The 18762-nt window shown below is 52.1% G+C and carries 13 protein-coding genes and 1 pseudogene; 7 read left to right on the top strand and 7 right to left on the bottom strand.

Annotated elements, in window-relative coordinates; genetic code table 11:
- Nucleotides 1-27: 27 nt before the first annotated feature.
- Together ACP158_RS11795 and ACP158_RS11790 are read right to left on the bottom strand one after the other, a co-directional pair.
- Nucleotides 28-1245, bottom strand: coding sequence for an ABC transporter substrate-binding protein (locus tag ACP158_RS11795; protein WP_424946315.1), 1218 nt, complete (start codon nt 1243-1245; stop codon nt 28-30).
- Nucleotides 1246-1734: 489 nt separating this feature from the next.
- A complete protein-coding gene (locus tag ACP158_RS11790) occupies nt 1735-2979 on the bottom strand; it encodes an aromatic ring-hydroxylating oxygenase subunit alpha (protein ID WP_424946314.1) in 1245 nt (414 codons plus the stop codon).
- A 265-nt stretch (nt 2980-3244) separates the two neighbouring features.
- On the opposite strand from ACP158_RS11790, the gene ACP158_RS11785 reads away from it, so the two are divergent.
- Entirely contained in the window at nt 3245-3493 is a 249-nt protein-coding gene (locus ACP158_RS11785) for a hypothetical protein (protein ID WP_424946313.1), read from the top strand.
- Nucleotides 3494-3819: 326 nt separating this feature from the next.
- Here the strand turns inward: ACP158_RS11785 and ACP158_RS11780 are convergent.
- From ACP158_RS11780 to ACP158_RS11770, 3 genes and pseudogenes are all read right to left on the bottom strand, one after another.
- Nucleotides 3820-3927 (bottom strand): annotated as a pseudogene (locus tag ACP158_RS11780) (IS1595 family transposase); the annotation flags it as partial.
- Nucleotides 3928-3989: 62 nt separating this feature from the next.
- Nucleotides 3990-6113, bottom strand: a complete 2124-nt coding sequence (locus ACP158_RS11775) for a 3-hydroxyacyl-CoA dehydrogenase NAD-binding domain-containing protein (RefSeq protein WP_424946312.1) — start codon at nt 6111-6113, stop codon at nt 3990-3992.
- A gap of 73 nt (nt 6114-6186) precedes the next feature.
- Nucleotides 6187-7482 carry an acetyl-CoA C-acetyltransferase gene (locus tag ACP158_RS11770; RefSeq protein WP_424946311.1) on the bottom strand — a complete coding sequence of 432 codons (1296 nt, stop codon included), beginning with the start codon at nt 7480-7482 and terminating at the stop codon, nt 6187-6189.
- A gap of 68 nt (nt 7483-7550) precedes the next feature.
- Between ACP158_RS11770 and trmB the strand changes: the two genes are divergently transcribed.
- Nucleotides 7551-8273, top strand: a complete 723-nt coding sequence (trmB, locus tag ACP158_RS11765) for a tRNA (guanosine(46)-N7)-methyltransferase TrmB (protein WP_424946310.1) — start codon at nt 7551-7553, stop codon at nt 8271-8273.
- Between the two features lie 86 nt (nt 8274-8359).
- The gene (locus tag ACP158_RS11760) at nt 8360-8809 is read left to right on the top strand and encodes a hypothetical protein (RefSeq protein WP_424946309.1); all 450 of its coding nucleotides are present in this window, start codon (nt 8360-8362) and stop codon (nt 8807-8809) included.
- Nucleotides 8810-8950: 141 nt separating this feature from the next.
- Here the strand turns inward: ACP158_RS11760 and ACP158_RS11755 are convergent, their stop codons facing one another.
- A complete protein-coding gene (locus tag ACP158_RS11755) occupies nt 8951-11062 on the bottom strand; it encodes a thioredoxin domain-containing protein (protein ID WP_424946308.1) in 2112 nt (703 codons plus the stop codon).
- A 149-nt stretch (nt 11063-11211) separates the two neighbouring features.
- Between ACP158_RS11755 and lgt the strand changes: the two genes are divergently transcribed.
- The 3 genes from lgt (at nt 11212) to aprA (ending at nt 14818) form a co-directional block, all read left to right on the top strand.
- Nucleotides 11212-12009 (top strand): prolipoprotein diacylglyceryl transferase, encoded by a 798-nt coding sequence (lgt, locus tag ACP158_RS11750; protein ID WP_424946307.1) that lies wholly within the window; start codon nt 11212-11214, stop codon nt 12007-12009.
- 339 nt (nt 12010-12348) lie between these two features.
- Entirely contained in the window at nt 12349-12813 is a 465-nt protein-coding gene (aprB, locus tag ACP158_RS11745; RefSeq protein WP_424946306.1) for an adenylyl-sulfate reductase subunit beta, read from the top strand.
- Nucleotides 12814-12856: 43 nt separating this feature from the next.
- Entirely contained in the window at nt 12857-14818 is a 1962-nt protein-coding gene (aprA, locus tag ACP158_RS11740) for an adenylyl-sulfate reductase subunit alpha (protein ID WP_424946305.1), read from the top strand.
- A gap of 92 nt (nt 14819-14910) precedes the next feature.
- On the opposite strand, the gene ACP158_RS11735 is transcribed toward aprA, so the two are convergent.
- On the bottom strand, nt 14911-15255 hold the full coding sequence (locus ACP158_RS11735) for a hypothetical protein (protein WP_424948493.1): 345 nt from the start codon (nt 15253-15255) through the stop codon (nt 14911-14913).
- On the opposite strand from ACP158_RS11735, the gene smc reads away from it, so the two are divergent.
- A complete protein-coding gene (gene smc / locus ACP158_RS11730) occupies nt 15191-18685 on the top strand; it encodes a chromosome segregation protein SMC (RefSeq protein ID WP_424948461.1) in 3495 nt (1164 codons plus the stop codon). The two genes, ACP158_RS11735 and smc, sit on opposite strands and share 65 nt — an antisense overlap.
- Nucleotides 18686-18762: the final 77 nt, after the last annotated feature.

The raw sequence follows: 18762 nt of genomic DNA, 5'->3' as shown, positions 1-18762 counted from the left end.
TGTCGGATTTATTGACTAAACAAATCCCTAAAGCGCGCACTCACTCGCATAAGTGTCCTGATGGTTTTCATAAATGGTGCTAACAATACTGGTGGTCCAGTTGCCGTCGGCATCCGCCACCACTTCGCGCAAGTAGAAGTTTTGAATCGGGAAGTGATTGTTGCCGTAACGATAGAGTCCGCGCAGCGAAGCGTAATCGGCTTGTTCCATCGCCGCGCGCAATGCGTCCCGGTCGTCCAAATCGCCGTCGGTGGCGCGCAGCGCGCTGTCGATGAGCATGATGCTGTCATACGACTGCGCGGCGTAAAACGAAGGATATCTGCCATGTTTGGCTTTAAAGTCACGGACAAATTTATGGTTGGCGGCGTTGTCCAAATCCGGCGCCCAGAACATGGTGCTGCTTGAGCCTAAGACCCCTTCCATATTGGCGGCCTGGAATTTAGGCAAGGAGATGGAGTCCACCGTGAACACGCTATACAACGGCAAAACATCGCGCAATCCGGCTTGTTGATATTGCTTGATGAACGCGCCGCCGGCGCTGCCGGGGTAGAAAATAAACAGCCCGTCGGCGCCCGACGCTTTGGCTTTGGCTAACTCGGCGGAGAAATCCAACTGTTTGTCCTTGCCCCACTTGGTCATATCCTTGCCCACTATCTTTCCCTTGAAAGTTCGTTCGACCCCGGCCACCATATTTTTTCCAGCCGCATAATTCGGCGCCATGACGTATAAAGATTTCACCCCCCGAGTATTAAGCACCTCGCCCATGGCCATAGGCGTCTGGTCATTCTGCCACGAAGTGGAGAAGAAATTAGCATGACAACCGGCTCCCGCCAACTGCGAAGGGCCGGCGTTTGAGCTGATCAAAAACTTGCCGGCGTCGAGCACTGTTTTACTAGAGGCAAGCAAAACATGCGACCAGATAAAACCGGCGACGAAATCCACGTCGTCCTTCTTCACCAACTTGTCGGTCTTCTGCTTGCCGATTTCCGGCTTGAAGCCATCGTCTTCAAAGATAACCTCTATGTCCCGCCCCGCCATTTTGCCGCCAAGGTGTTCCACTGCAAGGTTGACCGCGTTTTGCATATCTTCGCCAATAACGCCTGCAGGCGTGGTTAATGTGGTCACAAAACCGATCTTGACGCTGCCGTTCGTTCGCCCGCGATTGTAGTGCAACAGGGCGGTCGTGGCGATGGCGAGGATAGCGACCGCCAGGGTCGCCGCCAGTAATCGTTTGTTTTTTGTCATCGTATGTCTCCAGTTAAAAGTAGTGAATATATCAATCCCGGTTGCCGTGCAATTAAACGCAAAACCGGATGGTTGCCCGATTTTGTCTTATATGCATTAAGTCAGGACAAACGGATGAAAATACAAAAATTTCGTGTTATAATTCCTCAAAAGGAAGTTAATTAAAACCAACAGCCAAAAAAATTACTTAACTAAGTTTTGTCAAGATATATCGAAAGCGATTTTAGTTATAATGGTGATTGCCCCTTTGGTTAAGCCAGGCTTAACACCTGTTTCTGATTATCTTATTGGCAGTTGGGTTTCTTTTATCTTTTTTATTACTGGTTATTTTCTTGAAAGTAGAGAGGTCAAATAGAATGAGCGCTTTAACCATTATTTTATCTGTGTTAGCCCTGCTTGGAACGGCATTATTTATTTATGTTTTATTAGATAAAAAACACTTAAAGCAAAAACAGACCTAACAAACCATTCCAGCCGACCGATGACTAACTATTGACGCTTATAACCGGCCCGATATTTCCGCGCTATCCATTGATGGAAATGCAAGGTGGGCGCATCTTGCACCGGCGAAAATACGCCGCCGCTATAGCCTGATGATCGTCTCCCCTGCTGCAAGCCTTCCACCGCCGTGACATCTTCGCTAAATACTTTCTTCCAGGCATCGTGATTGGCGATTCTGGCGGACTCAAACTTGCCGCCATTCGCGGCTTCATGATTAACGTAAATCAGGCGCGCGTCTTCGTCAGTCTTGTCGATATCGATGGGGTGGACGATCAATATGAACAGGTGGTTTTCTTGAAAACCAAACATTAGGTTAGGGTAGAAAGCCGGGTATTCTGCACATCCGGCCTGGTCTTCCGGCCAATGATTAAATCCAGGAAAACTTTCGCAGCCGGTAATACTGGGATCAAAGCTGGTTGAGCGTTGCCCGGCAAAATCCTCGCTGATAAACAAATGATGATGCTTTTGCAAGGGTGAATAGGCATTCAAACTCGGATGAATCCAGGGTAAATGGTAGGCCTCGCAAAAATTTTCCATGGCCAGCTTCCAGTTGCAATTGATAGAGAAGGTTATTTGACCATGGGTATCCGCGTATTCGATCTGGTCAAATCCATGCTCGCCGACCAGGCCATGATAGCGCTCCAGCATGGGTCTGGCGTAATCTGTAAATTCGGGCGCGTCGCCTGACAAATTTATGAACAAAACCCCCAGCCAGATATGCGAACGAATTTCCTTCAGGCCATTATTTTGCGGGTGGAATCCTTCAGCCTGATGGATGCCGATGCCGCCGATGTGGGGCGTTGCGCAGAGTTTGCCATTAAGGTCGTAGGTCCAGCAGTGGTAGGGACACACCATCATACCGTTGGTTTTTTTTTGTTCGCTGACCAGTTTTCTGCCGCGATGGCTGCACACGTTGTGAAAAACTTTGATGCTGCCAGGTTGGTTTCCAGGTTGGTTTCCATGTTGGTTTCTTGGCTGGTTTTTGCCTTGCTTGGTTTTGATGACGATCAGGGGCAGCCCCATGAATTCAATCGGGGTGACCGTGTTATCTTCTTTATAATCGACGCAAAACATCAGGGCGGCCCAACTGCTGCCCAGAACATGGTCGCGCTCAAACACAAAGAACTCTGGATCCGTGTATGCCGCATTGGGCATACCCGTGGCCGACTTAATATCTTGATCAATTGCGGCTAACTGTTGAGGAGTAATTTTCTGAGAGAGCGGTCTGTTCATTTCGACGAGACGCCAATGAATTTATATGCGTGCAATATAAAGGATTTGAACTGCGTTTAGGGGCATATCATAAACCCTGTTCATAAATTTTGGTTCAAGATACTTTAAGCGGTCGATTTCGGATAGATTTTAGCAGATATTGACACCCATTTTCGTGGCGCATATGGAAGCGAAACTCACACTCTTTCAAAGGAGTCCGGCTACGCCGGACGACATATTTAACTGGATTCCCGCCTGCGGCGAGAATGACAAATAAGAGTCGTCATTGCCCGGCTTGTTCCGGGCAATCCAGTGGAATATGCCGTCCGGCGTAGCCGAACTCATTTGCGGCGAAGCCGCCGGTTTGTGTCTGGCAAAGCCGGATGCTAAAAAGAGTCACGCTACGCGTGACAGATATTTAACTGGATTCCCGCCTTCGGCGAGAATGACGGCAGGAAGGGCGGTTTTTTCTGCCTGCGCGAGAATGACGGGCTGGGGGGACAATGGTGAATCGGAAGGCAATGAGTCCTTTTGAGAAGACAATGGTAAATAATTGTCACGCAAAGCGTGACACAACCGGCGGCTAACGCCGCCACTCTGGATTCCCGCCTGCGGCGAGAATGACAAATAAGGGTCGTCATTGCCCGGCAAATAAGGGCCGTCATTGCCCGGCTTGTTCCGGGCAATCCAGTTATTAAACCGTTCGGCGTAGCCGAACTCCTTATTATCGCGGCGTAGCCGCCGGTTTGTGTCTGGCAAAGCCGGATGCCAAAAAGAGTCACGCTACGCGTGACAGATATTTAACTGGATTCCCGCCTTCGGCGAGAATGACGGCAGGGAGGGCGGTTTTTTCCGCCTGCCAGTGATTTGAGCGACTTTGCAAGCCTCGATATCAAGGCAAAACAGCCGAGGAATCGCCCTGAATTTATTCTCCGAAATTCGGCAACGAATGACATACTTGTTTTTCATTTATAGGACAGTTAGTTGTGATCATTTCACTATACCTTAAAGTATCTTGAACCTAAATTTTTTTATGGCAAATTTGTATTGGCAAATTCTTCCCAACCGCTGGAAGGGTTGAATCGATCGCCGTAGCGGTTGTGCAGCCGCTTTAATCGATCCAGCATCACCGCCGGTTGCTGGTCGGTGATGTGATTAATCGGGCCGCCCGTAAATGGCGCGAACCCGGTTCCGAATATCAGCGCCGCATCCAGCTGAGATCGGTTTTCCACGATGCCTTCATGCAGGCAGGCAATACATTCATTCAAATACCGAAAAACCAAACGGTCTTCAATGTCATCGACTTGCCGGCTCAATGTCATGCCTTTTGCGAACCAATCTTTTTTGGGTCTGCCGTTTTCCCAGATATAAAATCCCTGTCCGGTTTTTTTGCCTAAATGTCCGTCATTGACTTTTTGCTTCAGCAATTCAGGAATCTCGCCGCCAAAACTTTTGGTCAAATTTTCGCCGACTTGAAGGCAAATATCCAAGCCCACGGTATCGGCCAGCGTGATCGGTCCCATCGGCATGCCAAAATCCGTGGCAACCTTGTCAATCAACGCTGCCGGACGCCCCTCTTTCAGCAACTCCACCGCTTCCAGCGTGTACGGCATTAACACCCGATTGACCAAAAATCCCGGGCTGCTTTTTACAGGAATGGGCAGTCGTCCGATGCGGTGCGCAAAAGCGGCCGCGTGCGCGGCCGCTTTTGCATAGGTTTTTTCGCCACGGACAATTTCAATCAACTGCATCTTCGCCACGGGATTGAAAAAATGCAGCCCCACCAATCGGCCGGGCTTGGGCAGGGCGGCGCTAATCGTTTCCAATGGGATACTCGAGGTGTTGGTTGCCAGAATGGCGTCGGGCTTTGCCGCTTTTGCCATCTCCGAAAACACGCCGATTTTCGCCTCGGCATTTTCGAAGATGGCTTCGATGATGACATCCGCGTTGGCAGCGCCGTTGCCGGCCGCATCTTGCTGGAATCGATCCATCGCGCGTTCGACCAGTCGCGGTTGCCGCAACTGCCTTGCAAACAACTGATAGGCGCGTTTTGTTGCCCGGGCCAGGGCTTCAGCACTGCGATCGTGGAGTGTTACCGTCAAACCACGCAATGCGCACCATGCGGCGATATCTCCGCCCATGACGCCGGCGCCGATGATATGAACGTGCTGGAAATTTTCATCGCGCCATGATTTACTCATTCCCGATTTACTCATTCCCGATTCACTCATTCTCGATTTACCCTTTCCCGATTCACCGCCCGACTTGCCGATTGCCTTGAGTTGTTCATGAACAAAGAAAACCTTGACCAGATTCCTTGCTGTGGTTGTGGTCAATAATTTTGCTATGGATTGCTGTTCGGCCTGGAGCATGGCCTCACGATTACCGCCATGCTCTTTCCATAACTCGATGACGGCGTAAGGCGCGGGGTAATGCGTTTCTTTTGCTTTGGCGCGAACCTGTCTTTTTAGATACAGCGCGATCAAATTTCGCGCTGCGCCGAGGCTGAGTATTTTGTCTAATGTGCCGGCGCGTTTTGGCGGCGGTTTTTTATCAATGACAAATTCCGCGGCCCGTTCAAGTTGTCGTTGGGGAACGCAAAGATCAATAATGCCCATTTTCTTGGCGACATACGGAATAACCGTGCGACCGCTGAGGATAAGATCCATCGCCAATCGCACGCCAATGATTTCGATGAGCCTGACGGTGCCGCCAAAACCGGGATGAATACCTAATTTCACTTCCGGCAATCCTATCCTGATTGCCGCTTCATCCGTGGCCACGCGATAGTCGCAGGCCAGCGCCAGCTCCAGGCCGCCGCCCAAGCAATGACCGTTGATCATGGCCACCGACGGTATCGTCAACGATTCAATTCGGTTGATGATCCGGTTGGAAAATTGCACGAATTCAGCAGATTGTTGCTCGGTTTCCATGTGTTGAAACTCGCTGACATCGGCGCCGACGATAAAGCCGGCCGCCTTTGCGGATTTCACGATCAACCCCTTGACATCGAGTTTTTCGACTTCGTCCAGCGCCTGATCCAGTTCCGACATCACTGCGGAAGAGAGTACATTTTGACGCTGTTTTGGCAGGTCAAGGGTCAAAACGCAAAGGTTGTCCCGTTCCTCAATCGTCCAGTTTTTGAATTTTGCCATTTTAATTTTCGATAAAGATTTGATGCGTTATGGTTCGCCTCATGATTATAACGTGACGGTTATGACATGACGGTTACGGCGCGCTGCGTTGAATCAACATCGCGCCGCCCTGGCCGCCGCCGATACATAAGGTCGCCATGGCCCGTTGCCATTGATTGCGCTCCAGCACATGCAATGCATGCAGCACAATTCGGGCGCCGCTTGCCCCAACCGGATGTCCCATGCTCACGCCGCCGCCATCAAGATTAAGGCGATCCTGATCCAACTCGCCCATGGTACTGTCGAGTCCGAGTTCATTCTTGCAATATTGTTCCGAGTTCCAGGCCGCCAGGCAACCCAAAACCTGGCCGGCGAAAGCCTCATTAATTTCCCAGTAATCGACCTCATCAAGCCGCAAGGAATGTCGTTGCAGAATCGGGGTGCTGGCATGCACCGGCCCCAAACCCATTTGCGTCGGATCGACCCCGGCCCATTGGCTATCGATTATTTGGGCGCGGGGTATTAAGCCATACTTATTGACCGCGACCTCGCTGGCCAGTATTAACCAGGCGCAGCCATCGGTGATTTGCGCGCTGTTGCCGGCGGTCACGCGCCCGGTCGGGCGGTCAAATACCGGGCGTAGTTTCGCCAGTTTTTCCACCGTAGAATCCCGCCGCAGCCCATCGTCTTCGTGGTAACTGTTGCCGTCGTTGTCATAAATGGTTTCCAGTTCCCCGGCAAATTTTTGTTCATCGGCGGCCGCGGCGAGGCGTTGATGACTGCGCACTGCAAACGCGTCCATGGCCTCTCGCGTGATGCCGAAGCGGTATGCGATTTTCTCCGCGGTTTGGCCCATGGACAGGCCGCATATCGGGTCGGTTAATCCTCTCAATAATCCGATGATGGGCACCAGGCAGGAGGGCTTGAGCGTGGTCAGGGTTTTTAATTTGCTTGGAATCGTTTTTGCTTTAGCCCAACGCCCCAACCACGCGACAAATTCCGTGGAAAATAACACCGGGGTGTGGCTCATGGACTCGGTGCCACCGGCCAGCGCCAGATCAGATCGGCCCAGCGCAATATTGGTCGCCGCGGAATCCAGCGCTTGCATACCACTGGCGCAATTTCTGGCGACCGTCCAGGCCGGCGTGGATTCGCCGCATCCCAGCCGCAACGACACGATGCGCGCGATGTTGGCTTCATCCGCAGTGGGCGCGACGCAGCCCAAGATAATTTCGTCAAAATCGGTTGCGCGAAACGGTTGGCGGGTAATCAACGGCCGTCCGGCGGCGACCGCTAAATCCGCGGCCTTAAACTTCCCCGGCTGGCCCGCGGCTTTAAGGAACGGCGTGCGACTGCCGTCAATCAAATAGACATCTCTTCCGCTATGCATATAACTTACCTTGCAAATTGATTAGCATGATTTGATATTATACCGCAGTCCAGCCTTCTCCGAATAGCATGAATCAAGTTCATAGACCGACAAAACCGATAAGAAGTTTCACGCTGCGCGGCGGCAAGCTGACCAAAGGCCAACAACGCGCCTTGCACGAGTTATGGCCAGCCTACGGTTTGTCCGTGGATGAACTGACGGATGAACTGACGGATGAGCGGGCCGACTTGCAGTACATATTCGGGCGCTCAGCGCCGACCCTGTTGGAGATTGGATTTGGCGACGGCAAGGCTTTGTTGGAAATGGCGCAGGAAAATCCAGGCCAAAATTTTATCGGCGTGGAAGTGCATCGACCGGGAATCGGGCATGTGCTGATGCAAATACATCGCCATAACCTGACCAATGTGAAAATATTTTGCGCGGACGCGATTGATGTTCTGAATAAGGCGATTAGAGACCAATCATTGGCCAAAATATGTTTGTTTTTCCCGGATCCCTGGCCCAAGAAAAAACATCACAAGCGCAGAATAGTGCAACCGCCCTTTATCGACTTGGTGGCAAACAAACTCGAGCCCGGCGGCATTTTTCACTACGCTACGGATTGGCGCGATTATGCCGATGAGGCTATGGGCAAACTGGAATCGTCGGCGCTGGTCAATGTCGCCGGTAGCGGCAACTTCTCGCCGCATCCGCCGCCGCGCCCCGAAACCAAATTCGAAAAACGCGGGCGGCGATTGGGTCATGGCGTTTGGGATATTATTATGCAAAAGCAGAAACCGCCGAATCATTGATGTGGCGACGCAATCACGGTGGTGGCAACGACGGTGGTCATCACAGACACATATTAATGTGTCATCGTCGTCACACTCCGCCGCGCATGTTTGCCTGGATTATTCGTATCATCCCTGATACTCACCCCTTCGGGGCTTGCGTGAAAAATCGCTGCGGGCGAAGTTTTGCGCGTATCGTCCCTGATACGCGTTCTTACGAACTCGCTTTGCTCGCGAAAAATCGCTCTTGGCGAAGTTTTGCGCGTATCGTCCCTGATACGCGTTCTTACGAACTCGCTTTGCTCGCGAAAAATCGCTCCTGGCGAAGTTTTGCGCGTATCGTCCCTGATACGCGTTCTTACGAACTCGCTTTGCTCGCGAAAAATCGCTCCTGGCGAAGTTTTGCGCGTATCGTCCCTGATACGCGTTCTTGCGAACTCGCTTTGCTCGCGAAAAATCGCTCTTGGCGATTTTTTTCAACCCCTGTTTTCACAGGGGTGACGTTCTTCCGTTGGAATGACGGGCAAAGGGGAATGGCGCCGCCGATGCAACGGTGACGGATTCACGCCGTAGGGACAGGTCGCGACCTGTCCCTACATCCGACCGTCGCGGATGGTCGCGACGACGCAGCGGTGACCACGACAGCGACGCCGACACATATATATATGTCGTGCCGACCACCGCGACAACTTCACGAGTCACGTCGCGCCGAACTGTTTTTGCAGCGCCCGTAAGGAAGTTATTGGCGGGGTGCAGTGGCTGCCTCGGCAAATATACGCGGTTGTTGTTTTCCCGGCTTTGCGTAATGCCAGGGTCGGCGGCAGGTTTTTTGCGTCTTTTTCAATCGCGAAAATATGGGTCAGTGGTTGATATTGGTCATAGCAAAATTGCATCCATTGTTCAACAGACGTACTTTGGTCAGACGCATCGCCGCCGCGGATAATGACGGTCGCGTGTTGGTCGCCGAGGTGCTGCAGCGCGATGGTCATCAAGCCGTTCACCGAAGGATGGCGTTCTAAATCATCGGCGAACAAGGACAGCGCGGCTTCGGCGCTGCGCAAGTATTTCGGCTCTCCCAGCAGGTTGCCCAGTTTCAGCAAGCCCAAAATGGCGGCGCCATTGCCCGACGGAATGGCGTCATCGGCGCCGTATTTTTGGCGGCACAACAACTTTTCGTGGTCGTGCGAGGTGAAGAAGAAGCCACCGTTTTCCCGGTCTTCAAAGCGCGCCAGCATGGCATCGCAAATGGCGGTGGCGAATTCAAGGTCGGCACTGCGCCAACTCGATTCGAGCAGTTCGATCAGCCCGTCCAGCATAAATGCGTAATCGTCCAGATAGCCATTTAAATGCGCTTTGCCCTGGCTGTATGCGGCCAACATTCGCCCTGCCTGCGACCTGTCGGCTTTGGCATCCTGCCACATGTTCTCGCGCACGAAATCCGCGGCGATTTGCGCCGATTGGATAAACTCAGGCTGCGCCAAAACTCGCCCGGCCTTTGCCATGCCCTTGATCATCAATCCATTCCAGGCGGATAAAATTTTATCATCAAGCCCGGGGCGTATGCGCGCATCGCGAATTTTCAGCAACTTCGATTTTGCCGCGTGCAATGTTTTTTCGGCATGGCGCGCCGATGACTCCAAATCGGTTTCCGGGCTCATTTCCGGGTTCATGTTGAAATGCCAACTTCCTTCAAAATTCGCTTCGCCATATAACCCAAAATAATTTTCCAATAGTGCATACTCGTCTTGAGCCAGAATCGCGCGCAAATCGGTTTCGCTCCAAACATAGTATTTTCCTTCCTCGCCCTCGGAGTCGGCGTCCAGGGTTGACGCATAGCCGCCATCGGGCTGCTGCATATCGACCGCAACCCACTGCGCCGTCGCCATCGCCGCATCGGCGTATTGCGCGTCCCCGAACAAACGATAGCCATCGCAGTACAAGTTCAATAATTGCGCGTTGTCATACAGCATTTTCTCGAAATGCGGGATTTGCCATTTGCGATCCACCGAGTAGCGAAAAAATCCCCCGCCCAGATGGTCGAACAGTCCGCCTTGCGCCATGTGCGTCAGCGTGTTGCGCGCCATTTGCGCGGCCGTCTTCGATGCCGCCACTGCCGATTGCGTTTGCTTCGCCAGATTGGGATATCTTGCGACAACTAACAACAGTTCCAACTGGGTGGGATGAGGGAACTTGGGCGCATCGCCAAAGCCGCCGAACTCGCGGTCGTATTGTTTTGCCAGCGCCGACGTGGCGCGGGCAAGCGCGGTCAAGGGGTCGGGTATCCTGCTTGCGCTGGATTGCGGGTTAAGTTTTTCCAACGCTTGGTTAAACGACACATGGTAGCCGGCCAGTTTTTCAGAATTTTCATGGAAATGCGCCGAAATTTTTTCCAGCAACTCGCCAAAGCCGGGCATGTTATAACGCGGCTCGGCCGGGAAATAAGTGCCAGCGAAAAAGGGCGCGTGGCCATCTGGCGTCAATGCAATGGTCAGGGGCCAGCCGCCGGGTCTTTGGGTCAGCATCTGATGCGCGATCTGGTAGATTTTGTCCAGGTCGGGGCGTTCTTCCCGGTCTACTTTAATGCATACAAAATGTTTGTTCATGATTTCGGCGATGGCGTCATTCTCGAAACTCTCGCGTTCCATGACATGACACCAATGACACGCGGCATAGCCGATGGACAACAGTATCGGCTTGTTTTGCGCACGCGCCGCAGCGAGCGCGGGCTCAGTCCAGGCATGCCAATCCACCGGATTGTTAGCGTGTTGCAGCAGATAAGGGCTGGTTTGGTGGATTAACTGGTTCGGCATATCATCAATATTCGTGAACTTAATTTAAGGAGTCTGAAGTTAATCAGTTACAATTCGTTGCCCAGTATCACCCAGTATCGCCCAATATCACTTGGCTAAAGCGTAGAGAGTCAATCATTTTCCGCTTTGAGTCGCAAACAAGTTTAATCGTGATTGTACATCCTAATTTTGATCCGGTGGCGCTGTCCATCGGCCCGCTAGCCATTCATTGGTATGGCTTGATGTATCTCGCCGGCTTCGCGGCCGGCATAGTGCTGGGGCGATACCGGGCGCGGCGCAGCGGCAATGGCGGGGGCAATGGTGGCGGGGCATGGCGGGAAGATGAGGTGCTTGACCTGGTTTTTTATATCGCCGTGGGCGTCGTCGTCGGCGGTCGATTGGGTTATGTGCTGTTTTATAATTTGAGTTTTTATCTCTCCAGTCCCCTGGATATTATTGCTATTTGGGACGGCGGTATGTCATTTCACGGCGGCTTGCTCGGCGTGATTGCCGCGCTCTGGTATTATGCCCGCAAGACCGACCGCGGGTTTTTGGCGGTGGCGGATTTTTTGGCGCCCTTGATTCCGCCGGGATTGTTTTTTGGCCGGATTGGAAATTTCATCAACCAGGAGTTATGGGGCAAGGTCACGGATGCGCCGTGGGGGGTGTTGTTCTATACCGCGCCAGGGTCGCCGCGCCACCCGTCGCAGTTGTACGAAGCCGCGCTTGAGGGGTTGCTGCTGTTCATCATTATTTGGTGGTATTCATCCAAACAACGGCGGCCCGGCCGCGTTTGTGGATTGTTTCTCTTGGGCTATGGCGTGTTGCGTTTCATCGCCGAATTTTTTCGCGAGCCGGATGGGCATATCGGCACGTTGGCGCTGGACTGGGTGACCATGGGCCAAGTGTTGAGTATCCCGATGATATTCTTAGGATTATTCTTGTTGGTCAAGCCAAGCCGCCAATGATCATGACACGACCGCCGGGGTCGCCGCCGCCGAGTCGCCGCCTCAGCGTCATCGCGCTGACGCATCAACCGCGCGCGGAATATCCAATGTCCGGGCTCAGACACAAATGAGACGAATAAGAGGATAAAAATAAAGCCTGCGTATCCAATCATATGACCGCAGTCCCGCAATCTGCAATGGCTTGGCGAGGCTGAAGCCTCACTTCCGGCTACCTGATTTTGTCTTATATGTGGTGAACCCGGACATCCAATTGCTTTTCCCGCCGCGAGCGGTTATTCTCCACTGCACCTGTTCGTTCGCCCCTTAACCACACAACCAAGACCTGCGAGGAGACCATCCATGCCGACTTATGTTCGTACCGATAAATGCGATGGCTGCAAGGGCCAGGACAAAACCGCCTGCGTCTATATCTGTCCGCACGACCTGATGAAACTCGACAAGGACGGCACTGATACCGGCCACGCGATGAAGGCGTATAACCAGGAGCCGGAGCAATGCTGGGAGTGTTATGCATGCGTGAAAATTTGCCCGCAACAGGCGATTGAATGTCGCCACTACGCCGATGTCGTGCCGCTCGGCGCGATGGTGCAGCCGTTGCGCGGCACCGAGTCCATCATGTGGACCATTAAGTTCCGCAACGGCACCTTGAAGCGTTTCAAGTTTCCCACCCGCACCACCCCGGAAGGCGCCGCCGAACCGTTCGTCGGCAAACCGGACGCCGACATGAACGACCTCGCCAACCACGCCAAGTTGTTCACCGACGACATACATGACTGCGATATGGGTCAGTTCTTGGCGAACTGAGTTATATCGTTGGCAACCAAGTTCACTGTCAATAGGCGAATCAATGTCTGAAGATATATGTGCAAGTCCTGAAGTAGTCGAAGAGGAAGTCGATATCCTCCTGATTGGCGGCGGCATGGCGTGTTGCGGCACCGCATTCGAAATTCCGAAATGGGCGAAAGGGAGCGGTTTGAAAATCAAGTTGGTGGATAAGGCGGCGATGGATCGTTCCGGCGCAGTGGCGCAGGGATTGTCCGCCATCAATACCTACATGGGCGAGAACGACCCGGCCGACTATGTGCGTTATGTGCGCGGCGATTTAATGGGGATTACGCGCGAAGATTTGGTTTACGACGTCGGGCGGCATGTCGATGATTCGGTGCACAACTTCGAGGACTGGGGCTTGCCGATCTGGAAGCAAAAGGGCGATGAAGGCAAGAAATTGCGCGACGGCGGCAAGCCGGTGCGTTCCGGTCGCTGGCAAATCATGATCAACGGCGAGTCGTATAAATGGATCGTTGCCGAGGCCGCCAAAAAAGCGTTGGGCATCGAAAATATTCAAGAGCGCATATTTATCGTCCGTTTAATGACGGATAAAAATGACCCTGGCAGAATCGCTGGCGCAGCCGGATTTTCGGTCAGGGAAAACAAGGTTTATATTTACAAGTGCAAAACTTGTTTGATCGCGGCTGGCGGGGCGGTAAACATTTTCCGGCCGCGCTCGATCGGCGAAGGCACCGGCCGTGCTTGGTATCCGGTGTGGAATTCCGGTTCGACTTATGCGATGGCGGCGGAATGTGGCGCCGAGCTGACCTTGATGGAGAACCGCTTTGTGCCAGCCCGGTTCAAGGACGGCTACGGGCCGGTCGGCGCCTGGTTTCTGTTGTTCAAGGCCAAGGCGATGAATGCGTTTGGCGAGGACTATCAGGAGAAAAACTACGACTTATTGAAAGACCACGGCTATGACAAATACGCGGTCGGATTCGCCATGGGAACCTGCCTGCGAAATCACTTGATGATGATTGAAATGAAAGAAGGCCGAGGCCCCATTTTTCTGGACACGCCAACCGCGATGGCAAAACTGGCGGAGAGCATGACGCCGAAGGAAATCAAGCACTTGGAAGCCGAAGCGTGGGAGGATTTTCTGGATATGACCATCAGCCAATGTGGTGTTTGGGCTGGAGAGAACATTGAGCCGGACAAGCAGATGTCTGAGTTAATGCCGACCGAGCCTTATTTGCTGGGGTCGCATGCCGGTTGCGCGGGACTATGGTGTTCAGGTCCGGACGATCTGCCCGGCACGCCCGACCATTATCACTGGGGCTATAACAGAATGACCACGATAAACGGCTTGTTCACGGCCGGCGACGGCGTCGGCGCGTCCGGGCATAAATTCTCGTCCGGCTCGTTCACCGAAGGACGAATGGTGGCGAAGAGCATGGTTCAATATTGTCTCGATAATCCTGACCTCAAGCCTGAACTGTCGCGCACCACGGAACAACTTGTGGATGAAATATACCGGCCGGTTCGCACCTTTCTCGAACATAAGGATTACACCACTGCCATCGACATCAATCCGCACTATATTACCCCGAAGATGCTGCAGTTCCGATTGCAGAAGATCATGGACGAATATGTCGCCGGCGTGTCCACCTGGTATCAAACCAACGAGCCAATGCTAAAGGTGGCCGAACGCAAGATGAAAATGCTTAAAGAGGATTCATTGAAGATGCGCGCTAAGGATTTGCACGAGTTGTTGCGCGCCTGGGAAAACTACCACCGCATCATCGCCGCCGAAGCACACATGCAACACATCAAGTTTCGCCAAGAGACTCGTTATCCAGGATACTATTATCGAGCGGACTATCAGGCAATCAATGATGACGAATGGAAATGCTTTGTCAATTCCACCTACGACCGCGACAGCGGCGAATGGAAGTTAAGGAAAGTGAAATGGCAGCCATTGATTTCGGTTGGAGAAAACGAACCGGAAGCCATGCATCATATGGGACCCGAACTGTCATAATTTCCGCGCCAAGGCAACCTAAGCGGCGATGTACCTGGACCTGATGCCGGTGGATTTTGCATCGTTCTATTAGCGGTCGCTCATTCCAGTTATCATGACATCCTGTCAGCGCGACATTTGAACTTCAGGTCCATCACTTCAGGTCCATCACCAGCAAGGCAGTCGCCGGGCAGCAAAAAATAATTGTCACTTTCCTTAACCCGTTCCAATCCATGAAGTATAATCGGCTTTCCGTGAATATCAATAAATTTCAATAAGTTAGTGTAACAATCGTCGCTAACTCGTTGTTTAAAAAACAAGTTAATAATAAACTGAATGCGGCTTAAGAAGTTACAGGTATCAGGGTTTAAATCATTTGTTGATTCAACCGGTATCCGTTTTCCTGCCCGCCTGGTTGGCGTAGTTGGACCGAATGGATGCGGAAAATCCAATGTCATTGATGCGGTGCGTTGGGTGATGGGAGAATCTTCCGCGAAAATGCTTCGCGGCGACAACATGGCGGATGTTATTTTCAATGGCTCATCGGCACGAAAACCTGTGGGCAAGGCCGCTGTTGAGCTGATTTTCGATAATAGCGATGGTCGCGCACCCGGCAACTACGGGCAATTCGCTGAGATTTCGGTTAAACGAACCCTGACCCGGGATGGACATTCTATCTATGCCATTAACAACTTGAAAACCAGGCGTCGGGATGTTTTAGATCTGTTTCGGGGTACTGGACTGGGACCCCGATCCTATTCGATAATTGAACAAGGCATGGTGAGCCGAATTGTTGAAGCCAGACCTGAAGATTTACGCGCATTTGTGGAAGAAGCGGCAGGCACGTTAAAGTACAAGGATCGACGGCACGAAACCGAAACCAGAATCGCGCGCACTCGGGAAAACCTGGACCGGGTTTCAGATATTCGCGACCAACTCGGAAAACAACTACGCAGATTAAAAAGACAGGCGGCATCTGCAAGCCGATATAAAAATTTAAAGGAACAAGAGCGACAAATAAACGGTCAACTACAGATATTGCGGCTGCATGATCTGGATGCGCAATTAGTCGAGCAAGACCGCATAACCGCGAAACTTGAAAACACGTTGCAAGCCGCCATGGCATCCCAACGGCAAACCGAAGCCGAACTGGAAACTTTACGTGCACAGCAGGCGGAATCCCACGAAGAAAACAATCAAATACAGCAAGCGTTTTATCGAGCGGGCGCCGATATTTCCAACCTCGAACAACGCATTGAATACCAGCACGAAACTCAAACATCACAAACAGAAGAATTGGATCGACTCAATGCGAGTCAGGTTGAGCGGCGGCGGCAAACTGAATCGGATAGGCAAAAAGAAATTCTTTTGCGCGAACAGCTTGAGAAAAATCTGCCGCAACTGGAAGCCCTGCGGTCGATAAGCAATGAGGTTGAAATCAAGTTAGTTGCGGCCGAAAAGGTATTGCAGGATTGGTTAACTGAAATGGAGGCGTTTAGCGAGCAATCGCGCGCGCCTGCCCAACAGATGGAAATCCAAAAATCTCGAATCGAGTATCTTGAGCAACACTTAAAACGCGGGTCGCACAACAAGGAAAAACTCGAACAGCAAATAACGGCTTCAACACAGCAGGTTTCAGTCATGGATATTGAAGCATTGCGGCGCGAAGTGGCAAACCGCGACAAGCAATATGCCGAAGCGGAAAAGCGGTTTCAGGCGTCCGAGGCCGCGATAAAACAGCTCTCGGCGGAACTGGAAGATAAGCGCGACCACGCTGCTAACGCCAGAACTCAATTACAGGAAGTTGTCTCTCGCTTGGAATCACTACAGGAAATTCAAAATGCCGCGCTGGGCGTGGATAATGATGTGCTGGAATCCTGGCTCGGCGACAGTGGTTTGGGAGATGCGCCGAAATTAGCCGGAAATATCAAAGTATCGGAAGGATGGCAGCGCGCCGTGGATCGAGTTTTGAACGGTTTTCTCGGGGCCATTTGCGCCGAGAAAATTACGCTCGACCTAGTGCGCAACCCGCCAAATTTCGGGCTGTCATTGATTGCCAGCGCTTCGATTGAGGGGGCTCAGGTTGATGTGTCGCGGGTTGATGTGTCTCAGGTTGATGTGTCTCAGGACAAAATAGAATTGCCCAGGCTAATCGATAAGATTCAGGTCGAAAACGCGAATCTGTCTCCACTGCTTGCGGGAATTTATGTTGCGGAATCTCTGGAGCATGCCATGGCGCATCAAGCGGCGCTTATTGGCCGAGAGTGTGTTGTGACTCGGAAGGGTGTGCTGGTCGGCGCGAACTGGGTCGCGTTTGCCAGCCACAGCCAGTTGGAAACAGGCGTTTTGGTTAGGGAAGAGGAAATCAGCCAGTTACAACAACGCCGGTTGGAAATCATTCAGTTGGTGGAACGCGCCGATCAAGAAATCGAAGATTGGGATGATCAGCGCACTGAGCTTGAATCCAAAGTGCAGGCGCAACGCGTTGCATTGAATGCTTTGCGCAGCGATATGTCATCCTGGCATAATCGATTTGGTCGTGAGGAGGCGCAGTATTTGGAAGCTCAGGCAAAAATAGACAAACAAACCGGCGAACTCGAAGATGTGCTGACACAAATGCAGGGCGACCGCAATGAAATTGAAAATGCAGAAGCGTTACTGGAAACCGCGGCGCAGCAAACCGGAAGTCTTGATCAACAACGCGAAAAGCTGATTCAACGGCGTGATCATTTAAATGCGCAGGTTGTGGAAAATCGTAACGCGGTTAGCCGGGAGCGGGAAAAGCTTCACGAAAAAGAGCTGCAAAAACAGCGGTTGGAAGCCAGCATTGAATCTATCCGGGAAAATATGACACGTCTTCGGCAGGAAGTCGAACAGTCCGATTTACGTTTATTGGAATTGACTGAACCGGGCAATAAGCCCAGCGAATCGGTTACCGAACTGGCGGCGGAACTAGACCAACTGCTGGAACAGAAACTGGACCTGGATGCGCGGTTTTCCTCCTCTAAAGATAAGGTGGCCGGTTTTGACAACAAAATTATCCGGATAAATGCGAATCGCTCCGGCGAAATGGATCAGGTTAACGATGCCCGGGAAATTTTGGACCAACACAAACTTTCCAAGCAAGAAATCAGGGTGCGCAGGGACACCCAAGCCGAATCCATTGAGGAGCTGGGATATAACATTGGCGAATGTGAAGCCGAGATTCCGGATGATGCAACTGTTGATCTGTGGCAAGAGACGCGCGCCGCAATCGAATTGAAAATTGCGCGTATCGGGCCAGTCAATCTGGTTGCGATCGAAGAATTTGACGAGGACAGCGAGCGCATGAAATACTTGGATGCGCAGCATGCCGATCTGACCGAAGCTCTGGACACGCTTGAGAGCGTCATGCGCAAGATTGATCGAGAATCCCGTTCTCGATTTAAGGCGACCTTTGATAAAATTAATCTGGGGTTCAATGAATTTTTCCCAAAACTATTTGGCGGCGGCAAGGCCGAACTTTACTTAACCAGCGACGATTTGCTGAGCGCGGGCATTGGCGTCATGGCGCGACCGCCGGGCAAGCGCAACAGTCATATTCACCTGCTGTCCGGCGGGGAAAAGGCGTTAACCGCGGTGGCGTTGTTGTTTTCGCTGTTCAAACTCCATCCGGCGCCGTTTTGCATGCTTGACGAGGTTGATGCGCCATTGGATGATGCTAATGTTGATCGCTACTGCCAGACCCTGCGAACGCTCGCCGAAGTCAGTCAAATGATTGTGATAACCCACAATAAAATTACCATGGAAGCCATGGATTTATTGGTCGGTGTTACAATGGCGGAAGCCGGTGTGTCGAGATTGGTTTCAGTTGATATCGATCAGGCGATTGAGATGGCAGTGCAATAGCGGTCTCGGCAATAAAAAAGCTAATATGCGATCATGCGCTGCCGGGTCGCATCCCGTGGCAGATGAGTATGTTGAAT

It is taken from the genome of Candidatus Spongiihabitans sp. (genome assembly GCF_965247905.1).
GTDB lineage: Bacteria > Pseudomonadota > Gammaproteobacteria > Arenicellales > Poriferihabitantaceae > Spongiihabitans.
The sequence above is the reverse complement of the archived record's forward strand: the minus strand, read 5'-3'. Positions and strand labels throughout refer to the sequence as shown.